Origin of the sequence: Nocardiopsis sp. NPDC058789, from assembly GCF_042745575.1 — a bacterium.
Taxonomy (GTDB): domain Bacteria; phylum Actinomycetota; class Actinomycetes; order Streptosporangiales; family Streptosporangiaceae; genus Nocardiopsis; species Nocardiopsis eucommiae.
Window position 1 is genome coordinate 120,560 of sequence record NZ_JBHYOW010000013.1, and the last position, 15,693, is coordinate 136,252.

Annotated in this window: 15 protein-coding genes; 9 read left to right on the forward strand and 6 right to left on the reverse strand. The window is 73.6% G+C overall.

Going from position 1 to position 15,693, the window contains the following annotated elements; translation table 11 throughout:
* Positions 1 to 289: 289 nt before the first annotated feature.
* The 4 genes from ACFW3L_RS20110 (at position 290) to ACFW3L_RS20125 (ending at position 4,566) form a co-directional block, all read left to right on the forward strand.
* Positions 290 to 1,081 carry a HEAT repeat domain-containing protein gene (locus ACFW3L_RS20110; protein WP_378742680.1) on the forward strand — a complete coding sequence of 264 codons (792 nt, stop codon included), beginning with the start codon at positions 290 to 292 and terminating at the stop codon, positions 1,079 to 1,081.
* Positions 1,082 to 1,168: 87 nt separating this feature from the next.
* Positions 1,169 to 2,002, forward strand: a complete 834-nt coding sequence (locus ACFW3L_RS20115) for a M55 family metallopeptidase (RefSeq protein ID WP_378742682.1) — start codon at positions 1,169 to 1,171, stop codon at positions 2,000 to 2,002.
* 151 nt (positions 2,003 to 2,153) lie between these two features.
* Entirely contained in the window at positions 2,154 to 3,545 is a 1,392-nt protein-coding gene (locus ACFW3L_RS20120; RefSeq protein WP_378742684.1) for a M20/M25/M40 family metallo-hydrolase, read from the forward strand.
* A gap of 22 nt (positions 3,546 to 3,567) precedes the next feature.
* Positions 3,568 to 4,566 carry an LD-carboxypeptidase gene (locus tag ACFW3L_RS20125; RefSeq protein WP_378742686.1) on the forward strand — a complete coding sequence of 333 codons (999 nt, stop codon included), beginning with the start codon at positions 3,568 to 3,570 and terminating at the stop codon, positions 4,564 to 4,566.
* A gap of 70 nt (positions 4,567 to 4,636) precedes the next feature.
* Here ACFW3L_RS20125 and map read toward each other — a convergent pair whose 3' ends face one another.
* Positions 4,637 to 5,404: a type I methionyl aminopeptidase gene (gene map, locus ACFW3L_RS20130; protein ID WP_378742688.1), complete on the reverse strand. Its 768-nt coding sequence runs from the start codon at positions 5,402 to 5,404 to the stop codon at positions 4,637 to 4,639.
* An 80-nt stretch (positions 5,405 to 5,484) separates the two neighbouring features.
* Between map and ACFW3L_RS20135 the strand changes: the two genes are divergently transcribed.
* The 3 genes from ACFW3L_RS20135 (at position 5,485) to ACFW3L_RS20145 (ending at position 8,568) form a co-directional block, all read left to right on the forward strand.
* Entirely contained in the window at positions 5,485 to 5,769 is a 285-nt protein-coding gene (locus tag ACFW3L_RS20135; RefSeq protein WP_378742690.1) for a helix-turn-helix domain-containing protein, read from the forward strand.
* Positions 5,770 to 5,905: 136 nt separating this feature from the next.
* Positions 5,906 to 7,897, forward strand: coding sequence for an acyl-CoA dehydrogenase (locus ACFW3L_RS20140; protein ID WP_378742692.1), 1,992 nt, complete (start codon positions 5,906 to 5,908; stop codon positions 7,895 to 7,897).
* A gap of 65 nt (positions 7,898 to 7,962) precedes the next feature.
* Entirely contained in the window at positions 7,963 to 8,568 is a 606-nt protein-coding gene (locus tag ACFW3L_RS20145; RefSeq protein WP_378742694.1) for a PadR family transcriptional regulator, read from the forward strand.
* A 9-nt stretch (positions 8,569 to 8,577) separates the two neighbouring features.
* On the opposite strand, the gene ACFW3L_RS20150 is transcribed toward ACFW3L_RS20145, so the two are convergent.
* A complete protein-coding gene (locus tag ACFW3L_RS20150) occupies positions 8,578 to 9,327 on the reverse strand; it encodes a glyoxalase (protein WP_378742696.1) in 750 nt (249 codons plus the stop codon).
* 114 nt (positions 9,328 to 9,441) lie between these two features.
* On the opposite strand from ACFW3L_RS20150, the gene ACFW3L_RS20155 reads away from it, so the two are divergent.
* Both ACFW3L_RS20155 and ACFW3L_RS20160 read left to right on the forward strand, forming a co-directional pair.
* A complete protein-coding gene (locus tag ACFW3L_RS20155; protein ID WP_378742698.1) occupies positions 9,442 to 10,707 on the forward strand; it encodes an MFS transporter in 1,266 nt (421 codons plus the stop codon).
* A gap of 55 nt (positions 10,708 to 10,762) precedes the next feature.
* Positions 10,763 to 11,173, forward strand: a complete 411-nt coding sequence (locus ACFW3L_RS20160; protein ID WP_378742700.1) for a hypothetical protein — start codon at positions 10,763 to 10,765, stop codon at positions 11,171 to 11,173.
* On the opposite strand, the gene ACFW3L_RS20165 is transcribed toward ACFW3L_RS20160, so the two are convergent.
* From ACFW3L_RS20165 to ACFW3L_RS20180, 4 genes are all read right to left on the reverse strand, one after another.
* Positions 11,163 to 11,684, reverse strand: a complete 522-nt coding sequence (locus ACFW3L_RS20165; RefSeq protein ID WP_378742840.1) for a hypothetical protein — start codon at positions 11,682 to 11,684, stop codon at positions 11,163 to 11,165. The genes ACFW3L_RS20160 and ACFW3L_RS20165 overlap by 11 nt on opposite strands.
* A gap of 165 nt (positions 11,685 to 11,849) precedes the next feature.
* A complete protein-coding gene (locus ACFW3L_RS20170; RefSeq protein ID WP_378742702.1) occupies positions 11,850 to 12,461 on the reverse strand; it encodes a TetR/AcrR family transcriptional regulator in 612 nt (203 codons plus the stop codon).
* A gap of 21 nt (positions 12,462 to 12,482) precedes the next feature.
* Positions 12,483 to 13,643, reverse strand: a complete 1,161-nt coding sequence (locus ACFW3L_RS20175) for an acyl-CoA dehydrogenase family protein (RefSeq protein ID WP_378742704.1) — start codon at positions 13,641 to 13,643, stop codon at positions 12,483 to 12,485.
* Between the two features lie 8 nt (positions 13,644 to 13,651).
* Positions 13,652 to 15,691: an acetyl/propionyl/methylcrotonyl-CoA carboxylase subunit alpha gene (locus tag ACFW3L_RS20180; protein ID WP_378742706.1), complete on the reverse strand. Its 2,040-nt coding sequence runs from the start codon at positions 15,689 to 15,691 to the stop codon at positions 13,652 to 13,654.
* Positions 15,692 to 15,693 lie beyond the last annotated feature (2 nt).

Below are 15,693 nucleotides of genomic sequence, written 5' to 3' on the forward strand. Positions count from 1 at the left end.
GGCATCCTATGCTGTGCGGGATTCGAACGACCGCGAACCTGGGTACCCCTCCTTCGGTGATCCCGAGCGGGCCGCGTTCACGTCCGGAGTGACCCCGTCGACCGCTCGACGCCCCTCCCCCAGGGCCCTGGCCGCCCACCGGCACCGGGGCCCTCATGTGTGCGGACACCGCGGAGCCGGTCCGAACGGGTTGCGGAAAACCCCTGCACCAGGAGTGCCGTTGCGGATTGACTGATCCCCGCGACCCTCCACCCACCGTCACGACCCATCGACACACAGGAACCACACCATGGCGATGTTCGTCCACCTGACCCCCCGCGCCAACATCTCCCGAGTACGGAGGTCCGGTCTGGGGACCGCTGTGGGACCCGGCGGGGTGCGCGGGGTGTTCTGCTTCCCCGTGCTGCCCTCGTACACGGTGACGCACCAGTGGCTGCGTGAGCTGACCGGCCATCACGGGCCACGAGGCCTGATAGGCGTGTACCTCACCCTCTCCGACGACGAACCGGTCACCGTGGGGCACTTCGACGACAGCGACGGCCCCCGGCTGGTCGACGCCGCCGAGGCCGTGCGCGTGGTCGCCGGGCTCCGTGAACCCCGTGGCTGGGAGGTGTTCGTTCCCCGCCCGGTCGCCCGCCGCGAGGTGCACCGCATCCGCGAGGTCCGGCGGCTGTCCGAGACCCGTCCCCACCCCCGTCGCGCCCCGATCCCGATCGAACTCGTCGCCGACGCCTGCGACCGCCGCGACACGGTGGCCCTGCGGGAGGCGCTGTCCAGGATCGGCCAGCGCCGCCGGGGCCCCCTGGACCGCGTGGCGTCCCTGTCCGGTCACCCGGAACCCCTGGTCCGCGCCACTCTGGCGGAGACCATCGCGGCCTGGGCCCTCCCCGGTGTGACCGGCCTCCTGACCCGGCTTACCAGGGATCCCGACCACAAGGTCCGTGAGGCCGCCGCCGAGGCCCTGGAGTCCCGCGCCAGCGCTCCGATCCCCCGTCCCCGGGACCAGGACCCTCGAAGCGCGCACGAGGTCACGCTGCCACGGGCCACGAGCGCCCCGCTGTACCCCCGCACCCACCACTGAGGGCCCCGGGATCCACCGGGCCGGCGCGCGACGTCCGCCGCCGCCACGGCATGGCGCGCCGACCGGCTCCGGGCTAGGGTCTGCTGGATGAAGATCCTCATCTCCGCGGACATGGAGGGCGCCACCGGCGTCACCTGGCCCGCCGACTGCGAGCCAGGGACCGAGCAGTGGCAGCGCTGCCGTTCGATGTTCACCAGCGACGTCAACGCCGCGATCAGCGGACTCGTCGAGGGGGGCGCCACCGAGGTGCTGGTCAACGAGGCCCACTCGACCATGCGCAACCTCCTGCTGGAGGATCTGGACCTGCGGGCCACGATGATCACCGGCCGCCACAAGGAGCTCTCCATGGTGGAGGGCGTCCAGGCGGGCGACGTCGACGGGATCGTCTTCCTCGGATACCACTGCGCGGCGGGCGAGGACGGCGTGCTGGCGCACACCTACCTGCCGAACGCGATCACCGGGGTGTGGCTGGACGGCCGCACGGCGAGCGAGGGCTACCTCAACGCGGCGGTGGTGGCGGAGTACGGAACCCCGGTGATCCTGGTGACCGGGGACGACCGGGCCTGCGAGGACGCCGGGGGATACGCTCCGCACGCCCGCACGGTGGCGGTCAAGGACCACGTGAGCCGGTACGCGGCCCGCTGCCGACCTCCGGCCAGGACGGCGGCGGACATCCGCGCGGCGGCGGAGTCCGCCATGACGCTGGCCGGGCGGGTGGACCCGGTGCGGCGTGTCCCGAAGACGATGGAGGTCGAGGTCGACTCCGCGCAGCTGGCCCAGGCCGCGGCGATCGTTCCCGGGGTGACCCGTACGGAGGCCCGCCGTGTCCGCTACACCTCGCCGGACGCCTACGAGATGATCAGGACCTTCAAGGCGGTCTGCACCCTGATCTCGAACGCCATGGAGAAGGACTACGGGTGACCTCGCACGCGATGCGATGGGGCATCGCGAGGACAACGACCTGTGGAAACCGATAGAACTGTGGCGGGGAACGGCATCGAACCACGCGTGTGAAACGTGTGTCTGACGTGAGCAAGAAACCCTGCACCCTGCTGAGAGCGAGGCCGAGACCGTGGGCCAGACCAACACCTCCCTGACGGACAGCGCGCGTGGTGCCGCGCTGGCCGAGGCCGGAGAGGACGCCGTCCGTCTGACGCGGGAGCTGATCCGGCGGGACTCCACCAACCAGGGCAGGGGCGTGGGAGACGAACGCGCCGCCGCCGAGTTCGCCGCCGAGGCGCTCGGGGAGGCGGGGCTCTCCCCCGTGGTCCTGGAGTCCGCCGACCGGCGCGCGAACGTCGTGGTGCGCGTCCCGGGGACCGACCCGGACGCCGACGCCCTGCTCGTGCACGGGCACCTGGACGTGGTGCCCGCGGACGCCCACGACTGGACGTTCCCGCCGTTCGCGGGGGAGATCGCCGACTGTCCCGTGACCGGGGCCCCCTCACTGTGGGGGCGCGGCGCGGTGGACATGAAGAACACGGTGGGCATGGTCACCGCCGTGGTCCGCTACTGGGCCAGGCTCGGCCTGCGCCCCCGGCGCGACATCGTGCTGGCGTTCGTCGCCGACGAGGAGGACAGCGCCGCCTACGGGGCGGACTACCTGGTGCGCGGCCACGCCGACCTGTTCGAGGGCTGCACGATGGCGATCGGTGAGGGCGGTGGACACACCGTCCACGCCCGGACCGCGTCGGGGGCCGCCGCACGCCTGTACCCGATCAGCGCCGCGGAGCGCGGCAGCGCCTGGCTGACACTGCGCGCGTACGGGACGGCCGGGCACGGTTCCCGGCCGCCGAGGGACAACGCCGTGGGCGCGATGGCCGCCGCGGTGGCCCGGATCGACCAGCACCGTTGGCCGCTGCACCTGACCCCGGTCACCCGGTCCGCGATCGACGCGATCGCCCGCGCGCTGGAGGTCGAGCGCGTGGCCGGTGACACGGACACCAACGAGGCCGTGGACGCCCTGGTGGCGAGGTTCGGCACCGCCGCCTCCCTGGTCTCCGCCACCGTCCGCAACAGCGCCGCGCCGACGATGCTCTCGGCCGGGTACAAGGTGAACGTGGTGCCGGGCGAGGCGACCGCCGGTGTGGACGGGCGCGTGCTGCCCGGGAGCCGGGAACGGTTCGAGGCCACGATGGACGCGCTGACCGGTGACCATGTGGAGTGGGAGTACGCGCACGGGTCGCCGCCGGTCGAGGCCCCGGTGGACTCCCCCGTCTTCGACGCCCTGCGCTCGGCGGTCCTGGCCCACGACCCGGAGGGCCTGGTGGTCCCGGTGTGCCTGGGCGGCGGGACGGACGCGAAGGTCTTCGCGCGGTTGGGGATCGACTGCTACGGGTTCTCGCCCATGCGGCTGCCGGGGGGCGTCGACTACCCGGGGCTGCTGCACGGGGTGGACGAGCGGGTGCCGCTGGACGGACTCCGGTTCGGCGTGCGGGTGCTGGACAGTTTCCTGCGCGCCTGAGGCGGTGGGCACGGACGAAGGGATGGGGACCAACGTGGGCGAGTCGGTGACCGAGGTGCGTGAAGGGGAGCCCGTGGCGGACCCCCGCGGAGCGCGGGCGCTGACCCGTCCGCCGAGACTGCGCGTGGGGGACCGGGTGCGCCTGGTCGCCCCGTGCAGCCCCGTTCCGGACCAGCAGTTGGACGCCGCGGCGGAGGCGCTGCGGGGGTGGGGGCTGGAGGTCGAGCTCGCCCCCCACGTGCGCGACCGCCATCCGGTGCTGCCCTACCTGGCCGGGACGGACCGGGACCGCGCCCGGGACCTCCAGGAGGCCTGGTGCGACCCGGACGTGCGCGCGGTGTTCTGCGCGCGGGGCGGTGACGGCGCCCACCGGATGCTGGACCTGTTGGACTTCGACGCGATGCGCCGGGCCGCGCCCAAGGCGCTGATCGGCTTCAGCGACATCACCGCGCTGCACGAGGCGTTCGCCGTGGAACTGGGCGTGGTGACCGTGCACGGGCCGGTGGTGGGGACCCGCTACTTCGTGGGCGACGCCGTGGCCCAGAGGGAGCTGCACACCACGTTGTTCTCCCCCGAGCTGCGCACGGTCCTGACCTCGCCGGGGGCACGGGCCCTGGTGCCGGGCCGGGTCTCGGGGGTCACGTTCGGCGGGAACCTGAGCCTGCTCAACGACGGGCTGGCCACCCCGCACGGCCGGTTGTCGGCGGCGGGCGGTGTCCTGATCCTGGAGGACGTCAACGAGGACGCCGCGCGTCTCGACCGGATGCTCACCCACCTGCTGCGGACGGGGTGGATGGACGGCGTGGCCGGAGTGGCCCTGGGCACCTGGACGGACTGCCCGCCCGACCTGGGGGTGGTCTCGGAGCTGATGCGGGACCGGCTGGAGCCGTTGGGGGTGCCGGTGCTGTGGGGCCTGGAGTTCGGGCACTGCGCGGAGCAGCTCACCGTGCCGCTGGGTGTCCCGGCGGTGCTGGACGCCGACGCGGGCACCCTGGAGCTGGCCGTCCCCGGTCTGGCGTAGGCGGGGTCGGGACGAGTGCCCGCCCGTGCGCGCACGGGCGGGTCGGTGTCCCCGGCGAGGTCGTGCCCGGTCAGGGCAGGGTGAGCACCACGGGCCCGTCCTCGGTGACGGCGACCGTGTGCTCGCAGTGGGCGGCCCGGGTGCCGTCGTCGCTGAGGACGGTCCATCCGTCGTCACCGTGGGCGTAGCCGTCGGAGCCGCCGCGCACCAGCATGGGCTCGATCGCGATGACCAGACCCGGGACGAGCCTGAACCCCCGGCCGGGGCGGCCGTCGTTGAGCACGTCGGGGGCCTCGTGCATGGTGCGGCCGATCCCGTGGCCGCCGTGGTCGGCGGTGAGCCCGTACCCGGCCGCGCGGGCCTCGGTCGCGATGGCGTGCCCGATGTCGCCCACCCGGTCGCCGGGGCGCGCGGCCGCGATGCCCCGGGCCAGCGCGGCCTCGGTGTCGGCGATCAGGGCGAGGTCGGCGGGGTCGGCCTCCCCCACCACGAAGCTGATCGCGGAGTCGGCGGACCAGCCGCGCAGCCGCGCCCCGCAGTCGAGGCTGACCAGGTCCCCGTCGGCGAGGACGCGGTCGCCGGGGACGCCGTGCACGATCTCGTCGTTGACGCTCACGCAGGCCACCCCGGGGAAGGGCATGGGCGCCCAGGCGGGCTGGTAGCCCTGGAAGAGCGGTTCGGCGCCCGCCTCGGAGATGACCCGGGCGGCGGCGCGGTCGAGGTCGGCGGTGGTGCGTCCGGGCGCGGCGGCCTCGCGTCCGGCGGCGAGCGCGAGGGCGACGACGCGCCCCGCCTCGCGCATGAGGGCGATCTCTTCGGGGGTCTTGATCTCGACCATGGGGAACCTTCCCGGGCGACTCTGGGATAACAATACCGGCATTACTATACGGCTCCTCGGGCGCGGGTTAGACTCACGGCATGGTTCGAGAACCGCTCACCGAAGACCAGATCGAACGCGGTCGCGCGCTGGGGGCCCTCCTTCGCGAGGCCCGGGCCGACCGCACCACGGTGGACGTCGCCCGCTGCGCGGGGATCTCCGTGGAGACCCTCCGCAAGATCGAGGGCGGCCGGGTCCCCACCCCGGCCTTCTTCACCGTCGCCGCCGTCGCGGCCACGCTGGGGCTCTCCCTGGACACCCTGCTCGCCCGGATCGACCCCGAGCCGGTGCCCGCACCCGTCCCCCTGCGCGGCATCGCCGTCTGACCCGGCACCCTCCCCCGCTCCCCCACCCTCTACCTTGGGACTCACGAGGCCGTGGCCCGGGCGTGTACACGGCGGCCCTCCGGCGCGGAGTGGTAACAGGTGAAGGTCGCGTCAACGACGACCACAGGGGGAGCACATGAGCGAACAGTCGCTGTTGAAGCTGGACGAGGCCGAGCTGCGCGGCCTGCTCGACGGGCGGTGGGCCCACGTACGCGAACGCGCGCGTGACGTGATCCGGGGCGAGGAGTTCGCCCCGGTGTACGGCCTGTCCGTGGAGGAGCACCGCGCCCGCACCCTCTCCCAGCTCATGGCGCTGGCGCAGACCGGCGTGCCCGCCTACGGCTTCCCCGAGTCCGTGGGCGGCACCGACGACATCGGCGCCTCCGTGGTGGCCTTCGAGATGCTCGTCGCGGACATGTCCCTCATGGTGAAGATGGGCGTGCAGTTCGGGCTGTTCGGCGGGGCCATCCGGGCACTGGGCACCGACGAGCACCACCGGAGGTACCTGCCCGACGTCATGACGGTGGCCCTGCCCGGCTGCTTCGCGATGACCGAGACCGGGCACGGCTCGGACGTGCAGCGCCTGCGCACCACCGCCACCTACGAGCCGGAGACCGGGGAGTTCGTCGTCCACACTCCCGACGAGTCCGCGCGCAAGGACTACATCGGCAACGCGGCCCGCGACGGCCGCATGGCGGTGGTCTTCGCCCAGCTGCGCACCCCGGACGCCGACGGCGGTCTGATCGAACACGGCGTGCACGCGGTGATGGTCCCCCTCCGGGACGACGAGGGCACTCCGCTGCCGGGCGTGACCGTCGAGGACTGCGGGCCGAAGGCCGGGCTGAACGGGGTGGACAACGGCCGCCTGTGGTTCGACGGCGTGCGGGTGCCCCGCACCAACCTGCTCAACCGGTACGGCGACGTGGCCGCCGACGGCACCTACTCCAGCCCCATCGAGAACCCCAACCGCCGGTTCTTCACCATGCTGGGCACCCTGATCCGGGGGCGCATCAGCGTGGCCGGGGGCGCGGGCACCGCCACCAAGGCCTCACTGGCCATCGCGATCCGCTACGCCGACACGCGACGTCAGTTCACCCGACCGGCGACGGACACCCGGCCGGAGCAGGAGGTGCGCGTCCTGGACTACCTCGCCCACCAGCGCAAGCTCCTGCCCGCGCTGGCCCGCACCTACGGCCTGCACTTCGCCCAGGAGGAGCTGGTCACGCGCCTGCACGAGCTGTCCCGCTCCAGTGAGCGCGACGAGCACGCCCAGCGTGAGCTGGAGTCGCGCGCCGCCGGGCTCAAGGCGGTCGCCACGTGGCACGCCACCGAGACCATCCAGACCTGCCGCGAGGCGTGCGGCGGCTCCGGGTACCTCTCGGAGAACCGCATCCCGCAGCTCAAGGCGGACTCGGACATCTTCACCACGTTCGAGGGCGACAACACCGTCCTGCTGCAACAGCTCACCAAGGCCCTCCTCACCAACTTCAAGGACTCCTTCGGCGACCTCGACCAACTGGGGCTGGCCCGGTTCATGGCGGGGAAGGTGTTCGAGACCGTCATCGAGCGCACCGCCGCGATCCCGCTCATCGACCGGCTGGTCGCGGCGTCGCCGGGCCGGGACGAGGCGAGCCTGTACAACCGGGGCTGGCACCTGGAGCTGATGGAGGACCGCGAGAAGCACGTCATCGAGGGTCTGGCGGGACGGCTGCGGCGCTCCAGGAAGGACGGCAGCGACGCCTTCGACGTCTTCAACCAGGCCCAGGACCACGTGCTCGCGGCCGGTCGGGCGCACATGGACCGGGTGGTGCTGGAGGCGTTCGTGGCGGGCATCGACCGCTGCGGCGACCAGTCCACCGCCAAGCTGCTCAACCGTCTGTGCGACCTGTACGTGCTGTCCGTGATCGAGGAGGACCGGGCCTGGTTCCTGGAGCACGAACGCCTCTCGACCGCGCGGACCAAGGCGGTCACGTCCGCCGTGAACGACCTCTGCCGGGGTCTGCGCCCGTACGCGGTTCCGCTGGTGGACGCCTTCGGCCTGCGGGACGAGTGGCTGGGCGCGCCGATCGCCCTGGGCGCCGAGCACCGGCGCCAGGACGAGCAGCTGGCCGCCGACCAGCGGGCCTGACCCGGCCCGCGTGCCCCTCACCCAGTAGGCTGGTCCGCGTTGACCAACGGGGTGAGGGGTAGGGGATGTCGGCCATCCGCTTGCTGGTGCTCGGGGCGGTCCGGCTCCACGGGCGGGCGCACGGTTACCAGGTCCGCAACGACCTGGAGTCCTGGGGCGCGCACGAGTGGTCCAACGCCAAACCGGGGTCGATCTACCACGCGCTCAAGCAGATGGCCCGGCAGGGCCTGCTGGTGGCGCACGAGGTGGCCCCCTCCACGGCCGGTGGTCCGCCCCGGGTCGAGTACGAGGTCACCGGACGCGGCACCGAGGAGTACCTCACCCTGCTGCGCGCGGCGCTGTCGGCGCACGACACCAGGCCGGACGTGCTCTCCGCCGGTCTGGGCTTCGCCGTGGACCTGCCCCGGGGCGAGGCCCTCGCCCTGCTGCGGCGCCGGTTGGCGGGGCTGGAGCGGTGGCGGTCCGAGGTGGTCCGGCACTACGACCCCGAGCGCGGCCCGGAGCCGTTGGGGCACATCGGCGAGATCATGGACCTGTGGGTGCACACCTCGGACTCCGAGGCCGCCTGGACCCGTGGCCTGATCTCCCGGATCGAGGGCGGCGCGTACACCTTCGCGGACGAGGAGGGCACGCCCTTCGAGGGTGTCCTGGCCCCCGACACCGGGAGCTGAGTCCGACGCTCAGACCTCGGAGCCGTCGCCCTCGCGCCACTCGTCCAGGCGGATCGCGTGGTCCAGTTCCCGGTCGACCCGCTGGCGCTCCTCCTCAGTGAGCTCCACCGCCTCCAGCTCGGCCCGCCAGGCCTCGGCCTGGTCCGGGTCGTCCAGGGCCAGGGACAGCTCGACCAGGGTGGCGTGCGCCAGGGCCCGGTCCAGCGGGGAGGAGGTCTCCGCGTGCCTGCGCAGGGCGGACTTGAGGTGCCGGTACGCGGCGAGGTCGTCGTTCTTGAACTCCCGGAAGTTGCGTGCCTGGTCGAGTGCTCTGGCGATGCCCTCCAGTTCGGGCGATCCCCCGTAGTCCAGCCCCTCGGGCTCGTCCCTGCGGATGAAGATGAGGCTGTTCCCGGAGGGGTCCATCAGGGTGAACCGACTGGCGCCGGGCCGGAGGCGGGTGACGCGGGGGAGGCCCCGGGAGAGGACCTTTCCGTGGGCCGCGCGCATGGCGGCGGTGACGGCCTCGTGGTAGGGGGCCACGGCGTCGACCATGACCAGCGCGCCGCCGGTGTGCTCCTGGGCGGGGTCGAGGCCCCGGGGCGCGGCCCCGTAGTGGAGCTCGAACCCGCTCCACCGGAACGCCAGGTAGACGTAGGGCCGGACCTGCTTCCAGGTGACCTCGAAGCCGAGTGACTCGTAGAAGTCGAGGGTGGCCTGGGGGTCGTGGGTGTGCAGGACGGGCACGGTGGTCTCGTTGGGACGCATCGTCTCTGTCATGCCCCCCAGACTACTAGTCAAAGTTGACTAGATGCCCGTGCGCGACCCACACCCTTCCCCCACGGGCCGCGCCTGGCCTAACATGAACCACCCTCATGTTAGGTGGATCACACCGTGCGCACACCCCCGGCGCAGCCGCCCCCGGCCCTCGCCGAACCCACCCGTGACGTCCGCGCCCTGTGGGTGGCCGGAATCAGCCTCGCCAACCTCGGCATGTGGATGGCCTTCTTCGGCCCCCTCCAGGTCCTGCTCCCCGAGCAGGTCGGCCGGGTCAGCCCCGCCGACAAGGAGACCGTCCTGGCCTGGGTCACCGGGGTCGGGGCGGCCCTGGCGATGGTCGCCACGCCACTCGCCGGGGCCCTGTCCGACCGCACCACCGGTCCCCTCGGCCGCCGCCGACCCTGGGTCCTGACCGGGGCCCTGCTCGGCGCGGTCGGGCTGGTGGTCCTCGGCACCCGGGAGAGCGTCGGCGGCATCCTGCTGGGCTGGGCGTTCGTCCAGACCGCCCTGTCCTGTCTGAACGCCACCCTGCTCGCCGCCGTCCCGGACCACGTCCCCCGGAGCCAGCGCGGCGCCGTCTCGGGGTGGATCGGCGTCCCGCAGTCGGCCGGAGTCGTGGCGGCGGTCGTGCTGGTCACCGTCGTCGTCACCGAGGTGGCCCCCGGGTACACGCTCATCGGGGTCCTCACCCTCGCCTGCGCCCTGCCCTTCGCGCTCCTGTCCCCCGACCCTCCCCTGCCCCGGGAGCACCGACCGCCCTGGCGCGACCTCGCCCGGAGCATGTGGGTGTCGCCCCGGAGGCACCCCGACTTCGCCTGGGCCTTCCTCACCCGGTTCCTCATCGGCACCGGCAACGCGATGTTCGTCCTCTACCTGCTCTACTTCCTGCGCGACGCCGTCGGGTACGAGGACCTGTTCCCCGGCTCCTCCGCCTCGGACGGGCTGCTCACGCTGATCCTCGTCTACACGGCGGCGGTCGTGGCCACCACCGTGGTCGCGGGCGTGGTCTCCGACCGGATCGGGAGGCGGCGCGGCATGGTGGCGCTGGCCGGGGTGCTGATGGGCCTGCCCGCCTTCGGGCTGGCCCTCGCGCCCACCTGGACGACGGTGGTGCTCTGCGCCGTGGTCCTGGGGGTGGGGTTCGGCGTCTTCCTGTCCGTGGACGGCGCGCTGGTCACCGAGGTGCTACCGGCGGCCGAGGGCCGCGCGAAGGATCTGGGCATCGTCAACGTCGCCAGCACGGGCCCGCAGGTCATCGCCCCCGCCCTCGCCGGTCCCGTCGTCGTGCACCTGGGCGGCTACCCGGTGCTGTACACGATCTGCGGGCTCGTCTCCCTCCTGGGCGCGGCGACCGTCTGGGGGATCAGGGGGGTGCGCTGAGACAGTGCCCGCCCGCCTCTGGCGCCACCGCCCCACCAGGGGTGACCATGGGGGCATGGACGAGAGCAGGACGTGGGACTGGCTGGTCAGCGAGCTCACCGAGGGCACCGAGACGACCGTGCGGCCCTGCGGGATCGGCGCCCCGGTCACCTACCGCGCCGCCGCCCGGGCCGAGGTCCTGCCCGGGGAGCGCGGTATCCGGATCAACTGCTTCCAGGGCCGCGAACTGGAGGAGCCGATGCTCCTGCACCTGGACCCGCCCACGCTGGCCGCACGGCTGCGGGACCTGGTCGAGGACGCGGTGACCGCGTTCGGCACCCGGCGCGACGGCGGCCTGGTGGAGGCCTTCGCCCTGCTGATGCTCCACCTCCAGGAGACGGTGGACACCGCACGGCACGGAGAGGTCCACCTGGTACCGGCCCGGGGCGGGTTCGACTCCGTGCGCGAACCGCCGGTCAGTCGGTGACGGCGTCCAGGGTGCCGCTGTCCGCGCGGGTGTGGGAGGGGGTCTCCTCACCGCGCTGACGGGCCGGCTCCCACCACCACCAGTGCGTCTCCGGCACCCAGGCCGGGACCGCCTCGACGGTGGCGGGGCTGGCGTCGGCCGCCACCGCCTCCAGGGCGTCGTCGATACGCGGGAGGGCGTCGAGGTCGACGGGCCGCAGGAAACTCTCCAGCGGCACGAACGCGTCACCGAGGATCTGGATCATGGAGCGGCGCCAGCAGGCCGGACGGTAACCCTCGTGCCGACCGTTCTCGGCGGCGGTCTGGCTGCGCACCACGTAGAGGCTGAGCCGGACCGGGTTGTTGCCGCTCACCAGGAGGTCGGCGAGGGCCGCGTTGAACCCTCGTCCGGCCGGAGAGCCGCGTTCGGCCTCGGTCGTGGCCTGGTAGAGGTCGAAGAGCCGCGCGAACGCGGTGTCCATGAGGGCGTCGCGGTCCCTGCCCCGTGCGGCGCTCTCCGTGAACGCGTCCACCGCCCGTTTGGCCAGGCCGGGAAGGTCCCTGACCGCATCCGCACCCACCGGTCCACCGCCCTGTCCGCAGAACTGTTGTGAGGAACTGTCGGGTCGGTCCCCCGACCGACCACTTCGATCATAATCGCCCACCACGCCGGGCCGGTAGGCGGTCACCCACCGAAACTACCGTCCGGCTCCCAGGGCGTGGTCGAGCATGGCCGCCCACTGGCGGACGACACGGCGTCGACGGGGGCCGTCGTCGGTGAGGAGGCTGGCCAGGCCCAGCCCCCGGGCGAGGTCCAGGGTGGCCTGCACCGCCTCCCGGGTCCCGGGCACGGACTCGTCGGCGCCCAGCAGCTCCACGGCCGCGCGGTGCACCTCCCGCCCCACCTGTTCCTCCAGGGGGATGACGCGGGCGCGCAGCGCGGGGTCGCTCGCGGCCCCGGCCCACAGTTGGAGGGCGGCGTCGAAGCCGGTCCCGTTGAAGGCGTCCACCACCATCTGCACGACGGCCTCGGTACGGCCCGGGCCCTCCGGGACCGCCTCGGCGCGACGGCGCAGTTCGGCACCGCGCACGTCCACCATGTGCCGCAACGCGGCGAGAAGCAGGTCCTCACGGGTGGGGAAGTGGTGCTGCGCGGCGCCCCGGGACACCCCCGCGCGGTGGGCGACCGCGCCCACGGTGGCCCCGGCCACGCCGCGTTCGGCCAGGCACTCCACGGCGGCGCCGAGTAGCCGGGCCCGCGTGGCCCGGCTGCGTTCCTGTCTCGGCTCCCGGTCGGACGCCGCGCCCACCGCGCACCCCTTCTCTCCGTGTCAGTACGACTTGGGCAGCCCGAGGGACTGCTGGGCCACGTAGTTGAGGACCATCTCCCGGCTCACCGGGGCGATCCGGGCCAACCGGGCGGCGGCGATCGCCGACCCCAGGCCGTAGCCGCTGGCCAGACCGTTGCCGCCGAGGGTCTGCACGGCCTGGTCCACGGACCGCACGCAGGCCTCGGCGGCGGCGTACTTGGCCATGTTGGCGGCCTCCCCGGCACCCGCGTCGTCGCCGGAATCGTAGCGGAGCGCCGCGTGCTGGGTCATCAGGCGGGCCTGCTCCATCTCGATCTTCACCTGAGCCAGCGGGTGGGCCAGTCCCTGGTGCGAGCCGATGGGCCGGTCCCGCCACACGGTCCGTTCCTTGGCGTAGGCGACGGCCTTGTCGAGGGCGTGGCGGGCGCTCCCCGTGGCCAGGGAGGCGGCCATGATGCGTTCGGGGTTGAGCCCGGCGAAGAGCTGGAGGAGCCCGGCCTCGGGGTCGCCGACCAGGGCGTCGGCGGGCAGCCGGACGTCGTCCAGGAACAGCTGGAACTGGTGGTCGGGGCTGACCAGGTCCATCTCGATGCGCTGTGCCGTGAACCCGGGGGTACCGGTGGGGACGACGAACAGGGCGGCCGAGAGGCGACCGGTGTCCTCGTCCTGGATCCGCCCGACCACGAGGACGGCGTCCGCGACGTCCACCCCGGAGATGAAGGTCTTCTGTCCGTTGAGCACCCAGCCGTCGCCCTCGCGGCGCGCGGTGGTGGTGATGCGGTGGGAGTTGGACCCGGCGTCGGGTTCGGTGATGGCGAAGGCCATGATGGACGCACCGCTCGCCAGCCCGGGCAACCACCGGTCGCGCTGTTCGGGGGTGCCGAAGCGGGAGAGCACGGTTCCGCAGATCGCCGGGGAGACCACCATCATCAGGGTCGGGCAGCCCGCCGCGCTGAACTCCTCCAGGACGGCGGCGAGGTCACCGATGCCGCCGCCCCCGCCCCCGTGCTCCTCGGGGATGTTCACGCCGAGGTAGCCGAGCCCGCCCGCCTCCTTCCAGAGCTCGGTGAGGTAGGCGCCCTCCCTGGCCCTGGCCCGGTAGTACTCGGAACCGTACTTGGCGGCGAGGTCGGAGACGGCGGCACGGAGCTCGACGCGCTCGGGCGGTTCGTTGAAGGTCATGGCACCAGTCACTGATCAGGCCCTTCGTTGTCGGTGTGGTCGAGGACGGCCAGTGGGGCCCCGGCCGGGACCCGGTCCCCCGCGCCGACGGGCAGTTCCCGGACGGTTCCGTCGGCGGGAGCGGTGACGCGGTGCTCCATCTTCATCGCCTCCATGCGCAGCAGGGTCTGCCCCTCGCGGACCCGGTCCCCCACCGCGACGTCCACGGCGGTGACGGTGCCGGGCAGGGGCGCGGGCAGGGCGCCGGGGTCGACGGTGGGCACGGGTGCGGGGAGTGGGTCGACGGGGGTGAGGGTGACCGCGCCCAGAGCGGACTCGACGTGGACGTCCGTGTCGCCGGGGCGCGGCCCGTACACGTCGAAGGCCCGCCGGAGTCCGTCCACCTCCAGCACCACGTGATCCGCCGTGGCCGAGAGCACCCGGACCCCGTCCCGCTCGGGCAGGTGGGTCCCGCGCACGGAGCGGAAGGCGGAGGTGGTCTCGCGGCCGTCGGGTGTGGTGTGGCGCCGCCGGTGCGGCGCCGAGGGCAGGTTCCGCCACCCGGCCGGGACACCCGGAGGCAGGACACCGCTCCCCCGGGAGCCCTCGACCGAGGCCAGGGACGCGGCGAGAGCGGCGAGGTCCTCGGTGTCGGCGTCCGCGAGGGGCCGGGCGAGCTCGGCGAGGCGGTCGCCGGTGAGGAGGCCGGTGTGGAGGCGTTCGGGCCGCCGCTCGGCGTCCGCGAGGTCAGGGTGGCGCAGGGCCCGCACGAGCAGGTCCCGGTTGGTGCCCACCCCGTGCAGGCGGGCGTGGGCGAGGGCGGCGGACAGGCGGCGCAGGGCGTCGCGGCGGTCGCGGCCGTAGGCGATGACCTTGGCGAGCATGGGGTCGAAGTCGGTGCCGACGGTGTCGCCCGCCTCCACCCCGTGGTCCAGGCGCACCCCGGGTGCGGTGAGCGGCGCGAAGGAGACGTCGGCGGCGGGGACGTCGAAGGCGTGCAGCGTGCCGGTGCGGGGCCGCCAGCCGTCGCGCGGGTCCTCGGCGTACAGGCGGGCCTCCACGGCGTGGCCGCGCGGGGCGGGCGGCCCGGTGTCGGGCAGGGGCTCGCCCTCGGCGATCCGCAGCTGCCACTCCACCAGGTCGAGGCCGGTGACGCACTCGGTGACGGGGTGCTCCACCTGGAGGCGGGTGTTCATCTCCAGGAAGACCGGTTCCCCCGTTCCACCGTCCGTGACCGGGACCAGGAACTCGGCCGTTCCGGCCCCCGTGTAGCCGATGGCGGCGGCGAGGTCGCGGGCGGCGCGGTGCAGGCGTTGGCGGGTCTCCTCGGGCAGCCCGGGCGCGGGCGCTTCCTCCAGGACCTTCTGGTGGCGGCGCTGCGCGGAGCAGTCGCGCTCGCCCAGCGCCCAGACGGTGCCGTGGTGGTCCGCGAGGATCTGCACCTCCACGTGGCGCCCGCGTTCCACGTAGGGCTCGCAGAACACCGCGGGATCACCGAAGGCGGAGGCGGCCTCGGCACGGGCGGTCTCGGCCTCGAAGGCGAGGGCGTCGAGGTCGCGGACCACGCGCATGCCGCGTCCGCCGCCCCCGGACACCGCCTTGACCAGGACGGGGAGGTGTTCGGCGCGGACGTCGGCGGGGTCGAGGGCGTCCGCGACCGGCACCCCGGCGTCGCGCGCGACCTTCTTGGCGAGGGTCTTGGACCCCATCTGCTCGACCGCCTCGGCGCCGGGCCCGACCCAGGTCAGTCCGGCGTCGACGACCGCGCGCGCGAAGGCGGCGTTCTCGGAGAGGAAGCCGTAGCCCGGGTGGACCGCGTCGGCCCCGGCGGAGCGGGCGGCGGCCACGAGCGCGTCGGAGTCGAGGTAGGCGTCGACGGGTCCGCGCCCCTCGGGGACGGGCAGGCGCACGGCGGTGTCGGCCTCACGCACGTGGGGGGCGTCCTCCTCGCCGGGGGCGTGCACGGCGACGGTGGCCACGCCCAGGGTGCGGCAGGTGCGGAGGATCCGGCGGGCGATCTCGCCCCGGTTGGCGACGAGCAGTGTGTTGATGGGTCGGGTGGGGGTCATGG